The organism is Mycobacterium sp. OTB74, assembly GCF_029892685.1.
Taxonomy (GTDB): Bacteria; Actinomycetota; Actinomycetes; order Mycobacteriales; family Mycobacteriaceae; genus Mycobacterium.
In genome coordinates this window covers 144499-164067 of record NZ_JARXVD010000006.1, presented here as the reverse complement: position 1 = coordinate 164067, position 19569 = coordinate 144499, and the positions used below count along the sequence as shown (strand labels likewise).

Below are 19569 nucleotides of genomic sequence, written 5' to 3'. Positions count from 1 at the left end.
GGGGAACATTTCGTCCCGGGCCGTCAACTTTCCTTGACGTTCAGGAAAGTTGACGGCCCGAAATCGAAAGTGTCCGGGTGTGCCGACACGCCGAGCGCTCCGACTCGCCGGAGGCGGGCTAGCCGATTGCCCCGGTGTTGGGGTCGACGGCGTAGATGCGAACCAGATACCGGTCGCTGACGGTGAATTCGTTCAGGGGCGGCCGGCAGACCGTCGCCGTCAGATGCGGTGAGCGTGGCGACGATTGCGACGGGTTGGGTTCGAAGTACTCCAGGCAGCCATCGGGGTCGGTCGCCGACGGGCGAACCGCGACGTAGTAGTTGACGTGGTAGTCGCGGAATACCTGCGGCAGAGGTTGCCCCTGCCGGATGCGATCGAGGAATTGGTGGGACATCATCAGGCCCTCGAGGTGGACGATGGGCCGTCCGAGCACCCAGCCGGGTGTTCCGGCGGCATCGCCCATCGCATAGACGCCGGGGTGATCGGCGGCGAAATGCTGCAGTTGCGTGGCGATCCGTGCTATATCCCTATTGGGTGTCAGCCCACCTTGAAACGACAAAGGATAGGCAAGCAGTACCGCCGCGACCGCGAACGCCGATATGCGAATGTCGCTGAGCCGGGTTTCTTGCAGGCGTTCGACGACGAGGGCTACTGCCAAGCCGATGGTCATGAAATCGAAATACCAATACCACGGATACGGTGCCCAGCCGCTGAGAAATAATTGAGCCAATAATTGCAGTATCGGAGTGGTTGCGAGAGCTATCGACAATCGCCGAATATCGGAATCGCTTTTCCGGTGTACCAGGAGGAGCACCGCCATGATCACCGCGGCGCCGACCAGAAGTTCCCTGGCGCCGGCGAACGGCGTCTCGGTGGTGATGAAATGCCAGTTTGGCGGCAGGTAGAGGGACAGGGACTTGGCCGCCATCGATGTGGTGGCCACATGCCCGTAAACGATCAGATTGAATACGGCGTACCCGAACGCCGGCGACAAGCCGCCCACGAACGCACACCGTTTCCGCCAGTCCCACAACGGAAACGCCACCACAAACAGCCCGGGGATGAAGGCTGCTGAATCGAGCCGGGACAGCACCATGACCGCCACGAGCAGTCCGCCGACCGCTGCGTCGCGAGCAGAGCGGTCCGCGATCGGTTTCGCCGAAAAAAAGCAAAGCACCACCGCGGCGACGAACGCCACCAGAGCCATTTCCAGACCCCACATGGCCCGCGGGGCGATGGCGATCAGGGCGACGCAGGCGCCTGCTGTCGCGCTCAGCGAATGTCTGGTCACCCGCCGAAGAAAGCTGCGGAACATAAAGAAGAAGCCGATGAGCAATGCCGTGATACTGAGGTCGACCATTGCAAAGAGAGTCGGCCCGTCGCCGAATATCCAGATCAATGCCGAGAGCCACAGAAACCACAATGGGTGGTAGCCATTGGTGGGCTCGCCCGGGAAAAATGTGGCGCCGTGGCCGGAAACCCAATTCCTGCCCACGTCGATGTAATAATAGAAATCGTCGAAAAAACGATCGCCAGGATCGGCATTGACGATTCGCCAAATGCAGATCCCGACGATGGTGAGGGGGACTGCAATGCAGAGCACGCGATCGACTCCGCGCCCTCCGATTGCTGCGCTGGGGCTTGCGGTCATCTGGTCTGACGCCAGCTCGACTGCCCACCGGATGTCCGCTCTGGCCGTGAAGCCGCGATCGAACCGGCAGGTAGGGTGTCGCGCATAGTGACAGGTGAGTCTAGTCGGCGCGAGATTCGCAGCCGGGGTGCGCGGCTTGCCCCCATCGCGCTCGCCGTCAGTGTTTTGGCCCGGCTTGTCTGGACGTACGCGGTCCCCAACGCGGACAACTTCGTCGACCTGCACGTTTACGTCGGTGGCGGGTCGGTAATCGGTACTGGCAGTCGGTTGTACGACTACGCATACGCCGGGCCGACGGCGGTGCCGCTGCCGTTCACCTATCCGCCGTTTGCTGCGGTGTTGTTCTATCCACTGCACTTCGTGCCGTTCTGGCTGGTCGCTTTTGGCTGGCTGGTCGGCATCATGGTCGGGCTGTATGCGGTCATCCGGGTCAGTCAGCGCCTGCTCGGCGGCGGGCCGCAGTGGGTGGCGATGGCGTGGACCGCGGTCGGCATCTGGTTGGGCCCGGTGCGCAGCACCTTGGACTACGGCCAGATCAACGTCGCGTTGTGCCTGGCGGTCCTGTGCGCCGTGTACAGCAGGCGCTGGTGGCTGTCAGGGCTCCTGGTCGGATTGGCGGCGGGGATCAAGCTGACCCCGGCCATCAGCGGGCTGTACTTTCTCGGCGCGAAGCGATACGCCGCCGCGTTGTGGTCTGCCGTCGTTTTTGCGGCGACCGTCGCGGTTGCGGCACTGGTCGTCGGCACCGAAGTGCGGCGTTATTTCGGCGACCTGGTCTTCGACCCGCACCGGATGGGTGAGGTGTCGACTCCGTTCAATCAGTCCTTGCGCGGTGGTATCGGCGTCCTGACCGGGGGATTCGGCTTCCAAGCGCCTCTGGCCGTGGCTCTGGTGGTGGCCGCGGTGCTCGCGCTGCTCGCGTGGCGATCGGTGTGGGCGAATGTCGCCGGCGCGTTCGACCGCCTCGGCGGGATCCTGGTGGTAGAGCTACTCGGACTGCTGGTGTCGCCAATTTCGTGGACCCACCACTGGGTGTGGTCCATCCCGCTGCTGGTCTGGCTGGCGCACGGCCCGAGGCGCGACCAGCCCGGAGCGCGGGCGCTGGTCGCCGCCTGGGTGGCGGTGACGCTGCTCTGCGGGCCCTGGGTGTTTCAATTCGCGGAACCCGCCGCGACGTGCCCGTGGTACCTGTCCTGGATCGGACTCATCTACCCGGTCACTGCATTGGTGACGCTCGGCTGGATGGCTAGACGACCAAGTCGCTGATGTCCTGCGCCATCGCCACATCCTTGTCGGTGATACCACCTTCGGAATGGGTTACCAGCGTGAAAGTAACTGTCCGCCAACGGATATCGATATCGGGATGGTGGTCCTTGGCTTCGGCGTGAATCGCCGCCCGGCGCACCGCGTCGATGCCATCCAGGAATGCCGGAAATACCACCGTTCTGCGCAGAGTGCCGTCGACATGTTCCCAACCGGGCAGTTCGGTCAGTGCGGCGTCGATCTGTTCGTCGGTCAACACGGCCATGCGTTTCATTTTGCACGTACCGTCAACGGCGTGATCGTCGTTGCGGGGGCCCTCATTCACGACGGCATGCTGTTGGTGGCACAGCGCAATCGCCCGCCTGAGCTGGCCGGGCTGTGGGAGTTGCCGGGCGGCAAGGTGGCGTCGGGGGAGACGGACCAACGGGCGCTGGCCCGGGAACTACGTGAAGAACTCGGCGTCGACGTCACCGTCGGCGCACGGCTGGGTGACGATGTCGCCCTTGACGGAGGCGCCATCCTGCGGGCCTACCGCGTCACGCTGGATGCTGGCACCGTCTACGCCCACGACCATCGGGCACTGCGCTGGGTGGCGGCCGGCGACCTCGATGAGCTGCCGTGGGTGCCGGCCGACACGGCGTGGTTACCGGAGGTGAAGGCCGTGCTCGGCGCTCAGTAGTGCAGCTGGTCGCCGACCACGCGCATGGACGCCATGTTCGAGCCGTAGTGCGCGGTGTACAGCGGGTGCAGCAGCGCCGGGTACTTGCAGTGTGGGCACGACCCTTGCGATCGGTTCACCGTGGAGGCTGTCAGATGGTGACACGCAGCACACCGCACCACGTAGAAACCGCCCGCCCAGTTGAGCAATCCGACGAAGATCGCGACCGTGGCGGCCAGCGCCAATATGGTCAGGACAGTGAAGGTGAGCACCTCATAAACCGTCATGATCGTCGACCTCCTCAGCCTGTCCGGTGACGACAACCTCAACGGTACGCCCGCAAGCAATACCCGCAGGTCGTTAGTGGTTTATCAGGCCTTGCGGGCCCGGTTGTAAACCTTCTCCAGCTCCTTGCCGCGAATGCCGTTGTGAGCCGCCTTTTCCACCTTGTGCAGCACCAGGGGACAGCGTTTGCACCGGGGCTTGCTGCGGCAGCATTTCTTCTTCGGTTTGGCCCCCGCGAGCTTGCTGAGCTTCATCGACAAGGAGTTTCGCCAAGCCGTTCGCGGTTTCGCAAACCGACCCCCGCGCTGCGACAATCTCGTATGTGAGCGAGCAGCCCAAATTCCGAAATGTCGCCATCGTCGCGCACGTCGACCACGGCAAGACGACCCTCGTCGACGCCATGCTGCGGCAGTCCGGCGCGCTGACGCACCGCGGCGATGACGCCGTCGAGCGCCTGATGGATTCCGGTGACCTGGAGAAGGAAAAGGGCATCACCATCTTGGCCAAGAACACAGCGGTGCACAGGCACCACGCGGACGGCACCATGACCGTGATCAACGTCATCGACACTCCTGGCCACGCCGACTTCGGCGGCGAGGTCGAGCGCGGCCTGTCGATGGTTGACGGCGTGGTGCTGCTGGTCGACGCCTCGGAGGGGCCGCTGCCCCAGACCCGGTTCGTGCTGCGTAAGGCACTGGCAGCGCACCTGCCGGTGCTGCTGGTGGTCAACAAGACCGACCGGCCCGACGCCCGCATCGCCGAGGTCGTCGAGGAGAGCCACGATCTGCTGCTGGACGTCGCCTCCGACCTGGATGAGGAAGCCCAGGCCGCTGCCGAGAAGGCGCTAGACCTGCCGACGCTGTACGCGTCGGGCCGGGCTGGTATCGCATCGACCACGCAGCCCGCCAACGGCGAGAATCCCGATGGGGAGAACCTTGATCCGCTGTTCGACGTGCTGCTCGAGCACATCCCGCCGCCGGCGGGCAACCCCGAAGCCCCGCTGCAGGCGCTGGTCACCAATCTGGACGCCTCAGCATTCCTCGGCCGTCTGGCGCTGGTGCGCATCTACAACGGCAAGATCAAGAAGGGCCAGCAGGTGGCCTGGATGCGCGAGGTCGACGGCCATCCGGTGATCACCAACGCCAAGATCACCGAACTGCTGGTCACCGAGGGCGTAGAAAGAACAGCGACGCACTCCGCAGTGGCCGGCGACATCGTCGCCGTCGCGGGCATGCCGGAGATCATGATCGGCGACACCCTGGCCGACCCAGACCACGCGCACGCTCTGCCGCGCATCACCGTTGACGAGCCGGCCATCTCGGTGACCATCGGCACCAACAGCTCGCCGCTGGCCGGCAAGGTCTCCGGACACAAGCTGACCGCGCGAATGGTCAAGTCCCGCTTGGATTCTGAGCTGGTCGGTAACGTGTCGATCCGTGTCGTCGACATCGGTCGACCGGACGCCTGGGAGGTTCAGGGCCGTGGTGAGCTGGCGCTGGCCGTGCTGGTCGAGCAGATGCGCCGCGAGGGCTTCGAGCTGACCGTCGGCAAGCCGCAGGTGGTCACCCGGCAGATCGACGGCAAGCTGCACGAGCCGTTCGAGGCCATGACCATCGACTGCCCCGAGGAGTTCGTCGGCGCCATCACGCAGCTGATGGCCGCTCGTAAGGGCCGCATGGAAGAGATGACCAACCATGCCGCCGGTTGGGTCCGGATGGACTTCATCGTCCCCAGCCGCGGCCTGATCGGGTTCCGCACTGACTTCCTGACCGAGACCCGCGGCACCGGCATCGCCAACGCGGTGTTCGACGGCTACCGCCCGTGGGCCGGGGACATCCGGGCCCGGCACACCGGGTCGCTGGTGTCCGACCGCTCTGGCCAGATCACGCCGTTCGCCATGATCCAATTGGCCGACCGCGGAACGTTTTTCGTGGAGCCCGGCCAGGAGACCTACGAGGGCATGGTGGTGGGCATCAACCCGCGCGCCGAGGACCTGGACATCAACATCACCCGCGAGAAGAAGCTGACCAACATGCGGTCCTCCACCGCGGATGTGATGGAGACGCTGGCTCGCCCGATCACTCTGGACCTGGAGCAGGCCATGGAATTCTGCGCCGGTGACGAGTGCGTCGAGGTCACGCCGGAGATCGTGCGGGTGCGCAAGGTCGAGCTGACCGCCAGCCTGCGGGCGCGGGCCAAGGCTCGGGAGAAGGCGCGCAGCTAGCCCAAGGGGTGTATGCGTGCGGCTGCCCTCATGGCATCGCCTCGGCCCACGCGATGTGGCCTTCGAAGCCAATCGTTCTCGCCATGGTGCGGTAGCGGTCCCGATAGTCGCAGTAGACCGCGTCATCACCACGGGCTTGTGCGAGCAGCGCGCGCATCCGCAACAGCCAGATGTCGCGGATAACCAGTCCCTCGTCGACGGGCGCGGCCGCCAACCTGGTGATCGCGGCCTCGGCTTCGGCCACGTCAGCGTCGGCGCCGCGCTCCAGCAGGGTCTCCACCAAAACGCTGGTCGACCGGATGGCAGACCAAGGCTGTCCGGCCTGGAACAAGGCCTCGAGGGCTTCACGCGCTAGCGGTATGGCACCGTCGCGATCGCCGCGCCTGACTCGCTCCGACGCGACGAAGATGTCGATGATCGGGAGCATGTATCGGTAGATGCGCCCCTGCAGGCACATGTCGCGGGCCTGCCCCAGCACCGCCAGTCCGCGGTCACGTTCCGCCGGGGACTCCCGATGCATCAGGGCCGTGCCCAGCGTCCACCGGGCAAAGCCCAGCGCGAAATCCTCACTCGATCGCTCGGTGATCTCCAGCGCCGCCTCGATGTCGCGCAACGCGGTGTCGTCGGCAAGTCGCACTCCACCCGATATCGCGATTCCGTAGGCGTGCGCGTTGACGAGTGCATACGACATCGGGTCTGCGCTGCGGGCCATGGTCACTGCCCGGTCGTAGTCATCGCGCCACCCCGCGCGGCCCAGTGCCCACAGCGCGGTCCCGCGCTGAACCAGCGCCACCGCGAGCGGCGATCCGAAGACGATGTTCCCTTTGGCCGGGTCGCCACCGGTCAGGTCGATGACGATCTGCGACCAGCGCAGCACCTCGGCGATTTCGTTGACCTCAAGCTTCGCGCTCATCGCCGCGAGGCACAGCGCGATCTTCAAGCTCGGCTCGTCGATCGCCTCGACCAGCACCATGGTTTCCGACGCCAGCCGCGATGCCTCGCGCACCCGGCCATGACGCAGGTGCTCCAGCGTCAACCCGACCATGCCGATGGCCAGCGAAGCCTTGTCTCCCGCGGCGGTGCACAGCTCTCGCAGCTCCTCAAAGAGGCCGTCGGAAATGTTGGCATGGACTCGGAAGGCGTTGCCGCACAGCCAGGCACGCGCGGCGATGCGCATCGCGGTGCGACGCTTGAAGTCGGCGGGCAACTCGTCGGCGACCTGGCGCGCACGCTCCCAACTGGCCCACGCCGCGACAATGTCGCGAGTGGCCGCCCACGCCCCTGCGCGCATGTGCCAGCTGAGGGCGGCGCGGAGATCGCCTGCGGCTTGCAGGTGCTCAGCGATCAGGGCGGCATTCTGTTGGGCCGAGCCTGGATCGTGTTCTTCTATCGCGGCAGCGAGTCGTCGGTGCAGTTGGGCGCGATCGGATTTGAGCTGCGATTCGTAGGCCACGGTGCGGATCAGCGGATGGCGGAATACATATTCCGCGGGCGGAGCGGATCGGACCTGCTCGATCAGTTCAGCCGTGCCCAACTCCGCAAGGGTCGGTTCGACGCCCAGCGCCGTAAGCAGGTCAACACTGAACCGCGAGCCGATGACCGCCGCCGCTCTCAGCGTGCGTTTGGCTTTCGTGCCGAGCCGATCGATTCGTGCGCCGACGGTTGCTTGCACCGTGGCAGGGACATTCACCTCGGCACCCTCGGCTGTCGACCTGTATACGCCCGGCTGCCCTTCCAGCACGCCACGCTCGGCAAGATCGCGCACGATCTCCTCGGCGAAGAATGGATTGCCGCCAGCTCTGTCGACGATTACGGAGGCCAATGTGCCGACTGATGAGTCCGACCCGAGCAGCTGCAGGACCAGCGCTGCCGTATCCGAGTCGCTGAGCGGCTCAAGGGCTATCGCACGGGTGCCGTGCGTCCGCGTGAGCGCACCCTCGTATTCGGGGCGGTGGGTCACGAGCACCAGTGAGGGCGTCTGCGGAACCACGGTGAAGAAATTGGCCAACATCGACTCGCTGACCTCATCGATCCAATGGGCGTCCTCAAGGACGTAGACCGCTGGGGTTTGACGGGCCAATGAGACGGCGTTCACCAGCGCGGTCAGTCGCCGTCGACGGGCGTCCGGGTCGATTCGCGGCAGCTCGACATCCGGATCGGCGATGCCCAGCAGGTCATCAAGGAGAAGCGAGTCCTCGGTGTCGACCTCAGTGATCCACTCGCGCAATCTATCTCGGGCGGTGTGCGCGTCCAGACCTTCAACCCCGGTGGCCGCCCGCAGTAGCCGCGCGACGGACTGGAACGGGACCTGGCTGGTGTGTGACTCGCAGAAGGCGAAGACCACCTGTACGTCACGGTCGCGAGCCATCGCCGCGAGCTCACGCACCAGACGGCTCTTACCGATGCCGGCTGGTCCCACGATTCCGACCACCGCACCATGGCCGTCGACCGCGCGGTCCAACAACCCCTCGACGGCGGCCATTTCCAGTCGCCGACCCACAAGGGTCGATTCAGCACGCCCGACGGTGTGATGCCGGTCGCCGATGCCCAACAGCCGCCGGGCGGTTACCGGCTTCTCGGCGCCCTTGATGCGGACCGTCTCCGGCTCGCCGAGATCCGCTGCACCGTCAACCAGTCGTGCGGTGGACGCGCTGAGCATTACCCCACCTGCCGGGGCGACTGATTCCATCCGCTCAGCCATGCCGACTTGCTCACCGATTGCGGTGTAACCGAAAGGCCCAGAACCGATCTCACCAGCGATGACCTGACCGGAGTTCAGGCCCACGCGTAGCCGCAGGTACACACCGTCGCGCTTCTCGGCCTCAGCTGCCAGCCGCTGCGCTTCCTGTTGAACGCCCAAGGCCGCCCGGCAGGCGCGAATAGCGTGGTCTTCCAGCGCGACCGGCGCGCCGAATATCGCCATGATGCCGTCGCCGGTGAACTGGCTCAGCGTCCCACCGTAGCGTTGCACCACGGCCGTAGAGCGGTCCACCAGCTCGGCCATGATCTCGCGCAGGCGCTCCGGCCCCAGCGCCGCCGCGATGTCCATCGAGTGAACAACGTCGGCGAACAGCACCGTGACTTGCTTGTACTCCGCGGTTCGGGTGACTTGGGCGACCGGTGCACCGCACTCGTTACAGAACTTGGCCTTGCGCGGTAGCTCCCCGCCACATGACCCACACGACAGCCCCGTTTCTGTCAGGGCATCGTGACCGTCCCCGGTGCCATCCACGTGAATATCGTGTCATCGCTGACCAGCCGTGTCCGGCGTATAGCCGTGCATCTGCGCGAGACGGAGTTTTGCAGCCAAGACCTCTCGTTCCATCGCTCAGATCAGCAAGGACGTGGGTTTTTCCACACCCAACCATTTCGCCACGGCCTTCAAACAACGAGTAGGCGTCACGCCTCGGGTGTATCGGCAGTCTCGCTAGGTTCGCCGCCGGAGGGCCTGGTGGCCTGGTACTCGGTAAGCCACGCGACTCCTTTCTGGGCTGCTCGGACCAGTGCGTCACGCTCGCCGAAGTAGGTGGCGATCGCGCCGAGCCCGGGCAGTGAGCTCAGAAGCCGGTAGAGCTTCGACGGGTGCGGTCGTTTGGCCACCTCCTCGAACATCGCCTGCAGGATGCCCGCCAGTTGCCAGACCGTCTTCGTGATCACCACCGGCATCGACGACGTGATGGCCTCCAACGGCTTCCACCCCGGCGGCGGGGTTTCGGGCAGTGGCTCCAATTCGGCGGTCGGCACGGCCAGGTTGTCGGGTAAGTCCTCCGGCAGATGCCGCTGGCACAGCACCTCAGCGAGCATCCGCACCTGCTCTCGCTGGTCGGTGATTCCGTACTCGCGGGCCAGGGCGCACAGAACAATGGCATGGTTGACGAACCCGGCCAAGTCGCCGACCGGCAGCACTCGGGCCAGCCAACCGAACGCCCCTGGCGAGGCCACCACGAGTGTGTTCAGCGCACCGACCCGGTGCACCCACCAATGGATGCGCTCGTCGCGGCTCATCTGGTCCCAGGCTGCGGTCCCGGGGAAGTCACCCGCGTTCATCAGCTGTGCGCCGGCCTTCAGAGCGCGGTCGGCGTTGCTGAGGCCGCGACCGGCCTTGTGGCGCCGGCCCCACAGCCGCAGCCGACGGACTCGGTCGCTCAGCCGGCGCGGCGGCCTTAGCAGCCGGTGGGTGCGTTTGCGCAGCCCGATCGGATCGGCCTCGGAGAGCAGGTTGAGAAGCGGATTGATGACCGCGACCGCGCGGGTCAATGCTTCGGCGACGTCGGCGTCGGTAAGGGCGGTGTGCGGCTTCGGCAGAAGACCCATATCGCTGATTATGGGCGCCGGAAGGTTTCACCCGGCGGTACCGCAGTGATGGGTCCTATTGCGAATGTGACGGTTATCGGCGATCCGCCCGGCGTTGTCGGCGACGGCGAGCGTCACATTCGCAATAGCTGTGCCAGCGCAGGGCGCGGCTGTCCTGCCCCTGATGCCACGCACTGTCGGTAGTCCGCCACGGCGCCGCCGCGGGGCACATGGCAGGACGGGCGTCCGTCTGCCGATACCCTGAACGGCATGCCGACCGCCTGCCGCCATCTGATGACGACCGGCGCACTGCTTTCAGTGCTGGTGCTCGCGGGCTGCACAGTCAGTCCGCCGCCGGCCCCGCGCAGCACCGAAACCACCAAGAGCACCACGCCGCCCCCGCCGAAGATGAACCAGATCATCATGGCCATCGACTGGATCGGACCGGGCTTCAATCCGCACCTGAAGTCCGACCAGTCACCGGTCAACGCGGCGATTTCGTCGTTGGTCCTACCCAGTTCGTTCCGACCGATCACCGACCCCTCGTCGCCGTCGGGTTCGCGGTGGGAAATGGACCCGTCGTTGCTGGTGTCGGCCGTGGTGACCAACCAGAACCCGTTCACCGTCACCTACAAGATCCGGCCGGAGGCTTCCTGGACGGACAATGCGCCGATCGCCGCCGACGATTACTGGTACCTGTGGCGCCAGATGGTCAGCCAGCCCGGCGTCGTCGACCCGGCGGGCTACGACCTGGTGACCGGCGTGCAGTCGGTCGACGGCGGCAAGACCGCGGTAGTGACCTTCTCTCAGTCGTACCCCGCCTGGCGGGAACTGTTCAACGACATCCTGCCCGCGCACATTGTCAAGGACGTGCCCGGTGGATTCGGCGCGGGACTCGCCCGGGCCATGCCGGTGACCGGCGGCCAGTTCCGGGTGGAGAGCATCGACCCGCAGCGCGACGAGATTCTGCTGGCCCGTAACGACCGGTACTGGAGCGTGCCGTCGGTGCCGGATCAGATTCTGTTCCGGCGTGGGGGATCGGCTGCGGCCCTTGCTGATTCGATCCGCAACCGGGACACGCAGGTCGCCCAGGTGCACGGTGGTCAGGCCACCTTCGCACAACTTGCGGCCATTCCAGGGGTGCGGACCGCGCGCATCGTCACGCCGCGCGTCATGCAGCTGACCCTGCGCGCGCAACGGCCGGTGCTGGCCGATGTGCAGGTACGCAAGGCGCTCATGGGGCTGCTCGACGTCGGGCTGCTGGCGGCTGTGGGTGCCGGCAGTGACAACACCGTCACCCTGGCGCAGGCCCAGATCCGCACACCGTCGGACCCGGGATATGTGCCGACTGCACCCCCCGCTATGGACCGTGCAGCAGCGATGCAACTGCTGCACCTGTCCGGCTACACCAGTGCGCCTGTCCCGGTTGCGCCTCCGCCACCGGCACCCGGCGCGCCGCAGCAGCCTGGCCACGAGCACATCGTCAAGGACGGCAAGCCGCTGGCGCTGGTGATCGGCGTGGCCGCCAACGACCCCACGTCGGCGGCGGTGGCCAACACCGCCGCCGACCAGCTGCGCAATGTCGGAATCGACGCCTCGGTGCTGGCGCTGGACCCGGTGGTGCTCTACAACGAGGGGCTCAACCGCGTCGACGCGATCGTGGGCTGGCATCAAGCCGGAGGCGACCTGGCGACGGTACTGGCGTCCCGGTACGGCTGCCCGGGTCTGGATGCGACAGCGGTGTCGACCGCCTCGCCACTCACCCCGAACCCGCCGGCTTCTACGTCGAAACCTGTTGAACCACAGCCGGGTACGACGCCGCAGACACCGACGTCGTCCCCGTTGAAGTTCCCCGGCAGCGACCAGTTGGTACAGGCGCCCAGCAACCTGACCGGCGTCTGCGACCGGAGCATTCAGCCCAAGATCGATGCAGCACTGGCCGGCACCGAGAACATCTCCTCCGTATTGGCAGAACTGGAGCCCAAGCTATGGGGCATGGCGACGGTGCTGCCGATCCTGCAGGACACGACCATCGTCGCGGCCGGCCCGACCGTTCAGAACGTCAGTCTCACCGGCGCCGTCCCGGTCGGCATCGTGGGCGACGCCGGTAAGTGGGTCAAGACACCCTGAGCGACTTGGCCGCCCAAGCCACCACGGTGTCCCGGTGCTGCTCCCGCAGCCACTGCAGCCCGCGTGCCGCGAATGCGGCTATCGCAAACACCAGAAACAGCCACTCGGGCGGTCGCGCAAGTTCCCAGGCGAACAGTGCGGCGAAGGTCGGCGCTCGCATCGTCACCGCCAGAACCCCGGCGGCGCTGGTCAACGCCATGGCCGCGACCTGCAGATGAGTGTGGGCCAGACCGTTAACCACAAGTGTGACAACGGCTCCCGCTGAGGCACCCGTGGCGAGGGCCGGCGTGATGAGGCCTCCGACCGCACCGACCCGTAGATACAGCGCGGTCAGCAGCGGTTTGAGCACCAGCAGCGCGACCGCACCGGTCAGTCCCACGTTGGCCCCGATGGTCTGGGACAGAATGCTGCGTCCGTTACCTGGCAGCTCGGGCAGATAGATCGAGCAGACACCAATTACCAAGCCGGCCAGCGCAATACCCGGTACCAACAGCCAGGACCGCAGTTGCGGATGGGGCTGGGCCATGACTATCAGTTTGTTGAACACCAGCCCGACGGATACCGACAGCGGAGCGATCGCCAGCGCCAGAATCGCAAACTGATAGGTCAGCGACGGGTCGGGCCAGGTCAGTACCTGCTCGAAATGGGTGACCGGAAACGACACGGCGACAGCAAGACTCGACGTGATCAACGCCGTTCCAACGACTCGCGGGTGCCAACTGTTCAGCAGCACCCGCGCGGCGAAGAATGCCCCACCCACCGGCACGCTGTACACGGCACCCAGACCGGCGCCGGCGGCGCAGGCCAGCAGGATCTCCCGGTCGCGCGCGGTGAGTGACAGCCGAGACATCCCGAATTCGCTGAATACCGCGGCCAATTGGCGAGGAGCGCCCTCGCGGCCCAGTGATGCCCCGAAACCGACCACCAGCACTTGCAGTACCGCATCGGCAGCCATCTGCAGGCGGGGCATCGGCTCGCCGCCGATCACGGCAGACAGCGCCGGCACCTGCTTGCGGCGGCGGATCGCCCACCAACCCAGACCGGCCATTGCGCCGCCGAGCACCGGCACCAGTACGCGGCGCAGTGGCGGGCTGTTGCCGACACCGCTCAGCAGCGTGCCAAACGAATAGCCATACGCGGCATGTTCGATGAGATGCAGTGCTTCGTAGGTGGCGGCACCGGCGAGTCCGGCGAGCAGGCCAGTGATCATCACCGCACAACTGAATTCGACCGCGCGCCGCGTCACACCGTGAATGTATGCCAGCCTTGGGTATATGGAGACCCCTCGGCTGTTGTTCGTGCACGCACATCCCGATGACGAAACTCTGACCACCGGCGCAACCATTGCGCACTATGCCGCGCGTGGTGCCGATGTGCGGGTGCTCACCTGCACGTTGGGTGAGGAGGGCGAGGTCATCGGCCCGCAGTGGGCCCAGTTGGCCGTCGACGGAGCCGACCAGCTCGGCGGCTATCGAATCGGCGAATTGACTTTGGCACTGCGTGAGTTGGGGGTTGACGGGCCGCGGTACCTGGGCGGTGCCGGGCACTGGCGGGACTCCGGCATGCCCGGCACTCCTGCACGGCACCGCCCGCGGTTCGCCGAAGCCGACACCGAGGAAGTGGTCGGCGCCATGGTCGCGGTGCTGCGCGAGTTCCGGCCGCACGTCGTGGTCACGTACGACCCCAACGGCGGCTACGGCCACCCCGACCACATTCAGGCACACCGCGTCACCACTGCCGGTATCGCTGCCGCGGCAGGGAACCAGTACCCGGGTGAGCCGTGGCAGGTCCCAAAGTTCTACTGGACCGTGATGACTCGCGACGCGCTCGTCGACGGTATGCGGCTGCTCGACGGTCTGGACCTGCCGTCAACGTGGCAGCGGATACCGGTAGATGGGTTGGGATTCGAATTCGATCATCGGGTGGACGCCGTCATCGAAGTACCGGATCAGCTGCCCGCCAAAGTCGCCGCGATGCGCGCGCACCGCACCCAGGTGACCGTCGAACCGACCGGACGCGCATTCGCGCTGTCCAACAACTTCGCGCTGCCGATCGCGGCGCGCGAGGACTACGTACTGGTGCAGGGCACAGCGGGCCCGCGGAACTCGGCCGGGGTAGAGACTGACCTACTCAGTGGGATGAACCTGACGCTGCCCGTGCCGGCCGCGGAGTAAGGTGACCGGCATGGACCCCGACCTCGACCCCAACTTGCAGCACTTGCAGACCCTTGGCGACAACTATCAGTGGGTCGTCGGCTCCTTGGTCGGTCTGCTGGACAGCATCCCGACCTGACGACACCGGACTCACTCAAAACGCGCCCCGTCCTCGGCTGGGCGCGTTTTGTTGTGCTCGGTCTGCTGGCCGTTGACGGCATGCTGTCTGCCATCGCCGGTGCTCTGCTGCTGCCGATGCGCATCGGGTCGGTGCCGCTCCCGATCAGCGCGCTGGTGTGTGGGCTGGTCAACGCTGCGCTGGTCTGGGCCGCGATGACTTGGGCTCCGCCGCAGCCGCGCCTGGCGGCACTGCCGCTGTGGACGTGGCTTGCCACGGTGTTGGTGCTGCTGCTCGGGGGGCCGGGTGACGACATCGTCTTCGGCGGTCGCGGCGTGTACGCCTATGGCGTGCTGATTTTCATCGCCATGGGCGCACTACCGCCGGCCTGGCTGCTTTCTCGCCGCAACCGCCGCTGACGTCAGTTCTTGCCGGCGTGCTTGGTGACGTGCTTGGAGCCGTCCGACTTCCCGCCACCGCCGTTGCTGCTGCCGTTGCTCGACGACTTGCTGCCGGTCTTCGTGGCCGCGTTCGAACTCGTCTGACCGACGTTCTTGGTCACCGTGCTGGTGGTGTCCTTGCCCGAATCGGTTGCTGACTTGACCGGCGACTTGGTGGTGTCAGTGCGGGTGCTGCCACTTGTCGTGCTGCCGGTGGTTTCAGTCGTGCTCTGGGTGGCCTGCAGCGATGCCTGAGCCGACGGAACGCTGGTGGCCGCGGCAGGGGTGCTGCTACTGGTGGTGCTGTTGGTGGCCGCCAGCCCTCCCGGGGTGAAGTAACTCTTCTCGGCCTTGCCCCAGGTGTGCAACGCGTCGCCGGCGTTCGAGGCGCGGGTACTCATGCTGTTGCCGATGTAGTTGGCCTCGGTGCCTACGGCCTGCAGCAGCCCCTGGCCGCCTTTGAGCATGTTGTTCAGGTAGTTGTCCTGCACCTTCATCAAGTCGGTGGTCAGGCCGACGGTCTGCTTGGTCAACGAGCTGAGCAGTTGGTAATTGATGTCGATCTGTTTGCTGATGAACTGAAGGTGCATCGCGTTGAGCACGGGATCGGCCACGCCTGTCACCATCCAGTTGGTTACGTCGTGCATGGCGTTGTAGGCGCCGGTCATGCCGTTGACCGTCAGGTTGGTCAGGAAGTCGGCCGGCGGCAGCACCACTGAACCGATGACACTGCGGACGGTCTGTGCCGGCGTTGCGGCGCTTGTTGTTACGCCCAGGGCCGCAGCCAGAGAGGTCGCCGCCGTTGCGGCCAGGGGCAGCGGCGGCAGCGGCGGCAGCGGCGGGAGGAGCCAGCCGAACCAGTAGTTGAACTCTGCGACGCCGGTGTTCACCAAGCCGGCCCCAACAGACCAGGCGACATCACCGATGCCGTTGAGCCACACCGCGGGATTCAGCGGGTCGTTCAACACCGGGACGAGCAGGTTGTAGACCGTGGTGTCGGCGACGGGCCGGACCAGGTTGTAGTAAACGATTCCAACTTGGTCGCCGATGAGGTAGCCGAACGGAATCCAGCCCAAGATGTATTGCGACAGATCTACGCCGTAATCCACCCAGTACTGGATGAACTGGTATGCGTTGATAAGCCAGTCGGACGCCGCATTCTGCGGCGCCACCACGGCGTTGGAGCCCACGGTAGCTGCGGCGCTGGTAGCCGTGCTGCCCGTCGGGGTGTTGCCCGGCACGGGGATGGAGGTTCCGGCCGACGGCACCAGCGTCTGAAGCGCCGAGATGACGGGGTCTGGTTGTGTCGGCGCCGTGCTTCCAGCTGCGGCGGCCGCGGCCCTGGCGGCCATCTGCTCTACGGCAGCGGCCAGCTCGACCATTTCGTGGCTAATCGCCGGCCGCACTTGCGCAGCGGTATTGGCGACTTGAATGTCTGGCAGCGGTACCACTGTCGGGGCGATTGCGATGGCGCTGGCGCCAATCGCAGCAACGCCTGCAGTGAGATACGACCGGACGGAAACGCTCATGTGGAAAACCCCGCTCCTTGCGAATGCCTATCCCCGACCACAAGTGAACTTACGCGCCGACTAACCGTACCGGGTGGCATTTTCGGCCCCGGAGAGGGTCGTGGCGACGCCAGCCGTCAGTGCATTCAGCGCTGGTATTACTGTGGCTGGCATGTCAGGCGCACCGGTTTCGGATAGTGAGACGCGCGGATGATTTTTGACCACGCCGGGGTTAATGGGGAGTGGCTCTGAACCCGCACAACGGCACGGATCTGCCGAGTCCCGTCGTCCCCGCCAAGCCGAACGCTGCGGCGTTGCGTCGCGTTCTGCGTCGCGCCCGCGATGGTGTTGCGCTCAACGTCGACGAGGCGGCCATCGCGATGACCGCCCGCGGCGATGATCTGGCTGATCTGTGTGCCAGCGCAGCGCGGGTGCGTGACGCCGGGTTGGAAACCGCTGGGCGCCGCGGTGCGAACGGACGACTGCCGGTCAGTTACTCGCGCAAGGTCTTCATCCCGGTCACCCACCTGTGCCGGGACACCTGCCACTACTGCACGTTCGTGACCGTCCCGGGCAAGCTGCGTGCACAGGGCATGGGCATGTACATGGAGCCCGACGAGATTTTGGACGTCGCCCGCCGGGGCGCTGAGCTGGGCTGCAAAGAGGCCCTTTTCACTCTGGGCGACCGGCCTGAGACCCGGTGGGACGAGGCCCGCCAGTGGCTCGACGAGCGTGGTTATGACTCCACGCTGGATTATGTGCGCGCCATGGCCATCCGGGTGCTCGAGGAAACCGGACTGCTGCCGCACCTGAACCCGGGCGTCATGAGCTGGTCGGAGCTCTCGCGGCTCAAGCCGGTCGCACCCTCGATGGGCATGATGCTGGAGACCACGTCGCGACGGTTGTTCGAGGTCAAGGGCGAGGCGCACTACGGCAGCCCGGACAAGGACCCCGCGGTGCGCCTGCGCACCCTTGATGACGCCGGCCGGTTGTCCATCCCGTTCACCACCGGACTGCTGGTCGGCATCGGCGAGACGCTGACCGAGCGGGCCGAGACCATGCATGCAATCCGCAAGTCCCACAAGGAATTCGGGCACGTGCAGGAAGTGATCGTGCAGAACTTCCGGGCCAAGGACCAGACCGCCATGGCCTCCGTGCCGGACGCCGGTATCGACGATTTCCTCGCTACCATCGCCGTCACGCGACTGGTGCTGGGCCCCAAGATGCGGGTGCAGGCACCGCCGAACCTGGTGTCGCGGGACGAGTGCCTGGCGTTGATCGGCGCCGGGGTCGACGACTGGGGTGGGGTGTCGCCGCTGACCCCTGACCACGTCAACCCGGAACGGCCCTGGCCCGCGCTGGACGAATTGGCCGCTGTTACCGTTGAAGCCGGGTATGACCTGGTGCAGCGGTTGACCGCGCAGCCGAGCTATGTGCAGGCCGGGGTGGCCTGGATCGACCCGCGGGTGCGTGGGCACGTCGAGGCGCTGGCTGCTGATGACGGCCTGGCGTTGGATGTCAATCCTGTCGGCCGGCCTTGGCAGGAGCCTGACGAGGCGTCAGAGTCGTTGGGGCGCATCGATCTTCACACGGCCATCGACTCCGAGGGTCGGCTCACCGAAACCCGAAGTGATCTGGGTAGCGCGTTCGGTGACTGGGAATCCATCCGGGAGAAGGTCTCGGAGCTGGCGGCGCGGGCGCCTGAGCGCATCGATACCGATGTGTTGGCGGCGCTGCGCTCGGCCGAGAAGGACCCTGCGGGCTGCTCGGACGACGAGTACCTGGCGCTGGCAACCGCTGATGGTCCCGCGCTGGATGCCGTTGCCGCCCTTGCTGATTCGCTGCGGCGGGACGTCGTCGGCGAGGACGTCACCTATGTCGTCAACCGGAATATCAACTTCACAAACATCTGCTACACCGGCTGCCGGTTCTGCGCGTTCGCCCAGCGCAAGGGCGATGCCGACGCGTACTCCCTGTCCACTGACGACGTCGCGGATCGGGCGTGGGAAGCGCATGTCGCTGGTGCCACCGAGGTCTGCATGCAGGGCGGCATCGACCCCGAACTGCCAGTGACCGGGTACGCCGATCTGGTGCGGGCGGTCAAGGCACGGGTGCCGTCCATGCATGTGCATGCCTTCTCGCCCATGGAGATTGCCAATGGGGTCACCCGCAGCGGGATGTCGGTGCGGGAGTGGCTGACCGCGCTGCGCGAGGCAGGGCTGGGCTCCATCCCCGGCACCGCCGCCGAGATTCTCGATGACGAGGTGCGCTGGGTGCTGACCAAGGGCAAGCTGCCCACCTCCGAGTGGATCGACGTGGTGACCACTGCGCATGAGGTGGGGCTGCCGTCCAGTTCGACCATGATGTACGGCCACGTCGACACCCCGAAGCACTGGGTCGGGCACCTGAACGTGCTGCGTTCGATCCAGGACCGCACCGGCGGGTTCACCGAGTTCGTGCCGCTGCCATTCGTGCACCAGTCTTCGCCGCTGTACCTCGCCGGCGGTGCCCGGCCGGGGCCGACGCACCGGGACAATCGTGCGGTGCATGCGCTGGCCCGAATCATGTTGCATGGCAGGATTTCTCACATCCAGACGTCGTGGGTCAAGCTGGGTGTCGAGCGGACGCAGGTGATGCTGCGCGGCGGAGCCAACGATCTGGGCGGCACCTTGATGGAAGAGACCATCTCGCGGATGGCGGGCTCGGAGAACGGCTCGGCCAAGTCGGTCGAAGAACTGGTGGAGATCGCCTCCGGTATCGGTCGCCCGGCTCGACAGCGCACCACCACCTACACGCCACTGGCCGCTTAGCCTTTTCCCGCGAGCTAGGTGGCAGCTCCCGCTTGC

At 66.0% G+C, this 19569-nt stretch carries 15 protein-coding genes and 1 pseudogene; 8 read left to right on the top strand and 8 right to left on the bottom strand.

Annotation, left to right across the window (positions count from 1 at the left end; all coding sequences use genetic code 11):
- Positions 1-118: 118 nt before the first annotated feature.
- On the bottom strand, positions 119-1495 hold the full coding sequence (locus tag M2432_RS11130; protein WP_280826862.1) for a hypothetical protein: 1377 nt from the start codon (positions 1493-1495) through the stop codon (positions 119-121).
- 243 nt (positions 1496-1738) lie between these two features.
- On the opposite strand from M2432_RS11130, the gene M2432_RS11125 reads away from it, so the two are divergent.
- Complete coding sequence (locus tag M2432_RS11125; RefSeq protein ID WP_280826861.1) at positions 1739-2917, top strand: mannosyltransferase; 1179 nt, start codon at positions 1739-1741, stop codon at positions 2915-2917.
- On the opposite strand, the gene M2432_RS11120 is transcribed toward M2432_RS11125, so the two are convergent.
- Complete coding sequence (locus tag M2432_RS11120; RefSeq protein WP_280826860.1) at positions 2898-3179, bottom strand: 4a-hydroxytetrahydrobiopterin dehydratase; 282 nt, start codon at positions 3177-3179, stop codon at positions 2898-2900. The two genes, M2432_RS11125 and M2432_RS11120, sit on opposite strands and share 20 nt — an antisense overlap.
- Before the next feature lie 30 nt (positions 3180-3209).
- On the opposite strand from M2432_RS11120, the gene M2432_RS11115 reads away from it, so the two are divergent.
- Positions 3210-3593: a (deoxy)nucleoside triphosphate pyrophosphohydrolase gene (locus M2432_RS11115; RefSeq protein WP_280826859.1), complete on the top strand. Its 384-nt coding sequence runs from the start codon at positions 3210-3212 to the stop codon at positions 3591-3593.
- Here the strand turns inward: M2432_RS11115 and M2432_RS11110 are convergent.
- Both M2432_RS11110 and M2432_RS11105 read right to left on the bottom strand, forming a co-directional pair.
- Entirely contained in the window at positions 3587-3859 is a 273-nt protein-coding gene (locus tag M2432_RS11110) for a hypothetical protein (protein WP_280826858.1), read from the bottom strand. The two genes, M2432_RS11115 and M2432_RS11110, sit on opposite strands and share 7 nt — an antisense overlap.
- A gap of 84 nt (positions 3860-3943) precedes the next feature.
- On the bottom strand, positions 3944-4111 hold the full coding sequence (locus tag M2432_RS11105; RefSeq protein ID WP_280826857.1) for a hypothetical protein: 168 nt from the start codon (positions 4109-4111) through the stop codon (positions 3944-3946).
- A gap of 68 nt (positions 4112-4179) precedes the next feature.
- Between M2432_RS11105 and typA the strand changes: the two genes are divergently transcribed.
- Positions 4180-6081 carry a translational GTPase TypA gene (typA, locus tag M2432_RS11100; RefSeq protein ID WP_280826856.1) on the top strand — a complete coding sequence of 634 codons (1902 nt, stop codon included), beginning with the start codon at positions 4180-4182 and terminating at the stop codon, positions 6079-6081.
- Between the two features lie 28 nt (positions 6082-6109).
- On the opposite strand, the gene M2432_RS11095 is transcribed toward typA, so the two are convergent.
- Positions 6110-9313: an adenylate/guanylate cyclase domain-containing protein gene (locus M2432_RS11095; protein WP_280826855.1), complete on the bottom strand. Its 3204-nt coding sequence runs from the start codon at positions 9311-9313 to the stop codon at positions 6110-6112.
- 88 nt (positions 9314-9401) lie between these two features.
- Between M2432_RS11095 and M2432_RS11090 the strand changes: the two are divergent.
- Positions 9402-9512: pseudogene (locus M2432_RS11090) on the top strand (helix-turn-helix domain-containing protein); the annotation flags it as partial.
- Here M2432_RS11090 and M2432_RS11085 read toward each other — a convergent pair.
- Entirely contained in the window at positions 9481-10395 is a 915-nt protein-coding gene (locus M2432_RS11085) for a hypothetical protein (RefSeq protein ID WP_280826854.1), read from the bottom strand. The pseudogene M2432_RS11090 and the gene M2432_RS11085 sit on opposite strands and share 32 nt — an antisense overlap.
- Before the next feature lie 249 nt (positions 10396-10644).
- Between M2432_RS11085 and M2432_RS11080 the strand changes: the two genes are divergently transcribed.
- On the top strand, positions 10645-12504 hold the full coding sequence (locus tag M2432_RS11080) for an ABC transporter family substrate-binding protein (RefSeq protein ID WP_280826853.1): 1860 nt from the start codon (positions 10645-10647) through the stop codon (positions 12502-12504).
- Here M2432_RS11080 and M2432_RS11075 read toward each other — a convergent pair.
- Positions 12491-13750, bottom strand: coding sequence for a chloride channel protein (locus M2432_RS11075; protein ID WP_280826852.1), 1260 nt, complete (start codon positions 13748-13750; stop codon positions 12491-12493). The two genes, M2432_RS11080 and M2432_RS11075, sit on opposite strands and share 14 nt — an antisense overlap.
- A gap of 28 nt (positions 13751-13778) precedes the next feature.
- On the opposite strand from M2432_RS11075, the gene mshB reads away from it, so the two are divergent.
- Positions 13779-14678 carry an N-acetyl-1-D-myo-inositol-2-amino-2-deoxy-alpha-D-glucopyranoside deacetylase gene (gene mshB, locus M2432_RS11070; protein ID WP_280826851.1) on the top strand — a complete coding sequence of 300 codons (900 nt, stop codon included), beginning with the start codon at positions 13779-13781 and terminating at the stop codon, positions 14676-14678.
- A 198-nt stretch (positions 14679-14876) separates the two neighbouring features.
- Entirely contained in the window at positions 14877-15194 is a 318-nt protein-coding gene (locus M2432_RS11065; RefSeq protein WP_280826943.1) for a hypothetical protein, read from the top strand.
- Positions 15195-15196: 2 nt separating this feature from the next.
- Here the strand turns inward: M2432_RS11065 and M2432_RS11060 are convergent, their stop codons facing one another.
- Positions 15197-16744: a hypothetical protein gene (locus M2432_RS11060; protein WP_280826850.1), complete on the bottom strand. Its 1548-nt coding sequence runs from the start codon at positions 16742-16744 to the stop codon at positions 15197-15199.
- 221 nt (positions 16745-16965) lie between these two features.
- Between M2432_RS11060 and M2432_RS11055 the strand changes: the two genes are divergently transcribed.
- Positions 16966-19533, top strand: a complete 2568-nt coding sequence (locus M2432_RS11055; RefSeq protein WP_280826849.1) for a bifunctional FO biosynthesis protein CofGH — start codon at positions 16966-16968, stop codon at positions 19531-19533.
- The last annotated feature ends 36 nt before the right edge of the window (positions 19534-19569 follow it).